Origin of the sequence: Streptomyces sp. NPDC059224, from assembly GCF_042754285.1 — a bacterium.
Taxonomy (GTDB): domain Bacteria; phylum Actinomycetota; class Actinomycetes; order Streptomycetales; family Streptomycetaceae; genus Streptomyces.
Genome location: NZ_JBHZAN010000123.1, coordinates 1 through 1,035, shown reverse-complemented (window position 1 = coordinate 1,035; position 1,035 = coordinate 1). Strand labels below are relative to the sequence as shown.

Below are 1,035 nucleotides of genomic sequence, written 5' to 3'. Positions count from 1 at the left end.
CAGTTACAATAGCACATAGATAGACTGGCAAAGATGGTTCTTAATCTTTCACTTTGGTCAGAATTCTTGGGTTATCCTTCCAGTGAAAGTCAGCAGAAAATCCTTAATGCTTACAAATAATTTTTGCGAAATAGGTTTTATTGGTAAAGGACTCAATCATGAATATGAATTACTTTTATCTGGTAAATTTGGAAAAATTTTGCAAAGAAATAAAAATTAGACAAATTTGCTACACATAATCAAATATGAATTAGAGAAAATTGGTTGATTCAACGGGTGCTATCATTTTTGATAGCGTCATATGTGAAGTAAGCACACCTAATGAAAAAGGTTCAGGCTTGCTTTGAAGACTTATTAACAACTATGTCGACTATCCTTGACTTAGGGTAGAGGAGTACCTCCACACACCTTAATTAGATGATAATGTTTGGACTGTAGGCTACTTAGCGGATTAAGATAAAGAGGAAGTAGAAAAAGAGCCTTGCGGAAAGACACTTTATCTGTTATCCGCGAGGCTCTTTATACATTTAAGCATATTTAAAAATTATTTGGAAACAGTACTTTCAAACTTTGTCTTATAAGCAGGGTACTTAGATATTTCATATTCAAACGGTTTCTGATTTTTAGCAAATCCAATACTTGTAAAGACAAAGACTGGCTCATTTTTTTCTAAATCAAGATAAAGGTTTTCTAAATCTGTTGGCGGTGTAACTTCAATTGAGCGTTTGGCATAAGCTAATCTAATTCCCCTACTTTCTAATACTGAGAACAGGGATTCTTTGGCAAAATCATGTTCAACAATTTCAGGTAAAACAGATAGGGGAATGCAACTTTTTGCAATACAAGTTGGATAGTCATCGATGTATCGAATTCTTTCCAAGACAAGCACTAAAGTATTCTGCTCAATCTCCAAACATTCACTAATTGTTGAATCAGCAGGTATGATGGTTTGTTGGATAATCTTAGAACTGATTTTCTTTCCTTGCTGAACCGCATCTTGGAAGAATCCGATAAAAGAGTCGAGTTCGTGGTCAA

General features: G+C 34.3%; 1 protein-coding gene. It reads right to left on the bottom strand.

Going from position 1 to position 1,035, the window contains the following annotated elements; translation table 11 throughout:
• Positions 1-544 precede the first annotated feature (544 nt).
• A partial coding sequence (locus ACFXI4_RS44780) for a GntR family transcriptional regulator (protein ID WP_385003484.1) occupies positions 545-1,035 on the bottom strand: 491 nt, incomplete at its 5' end.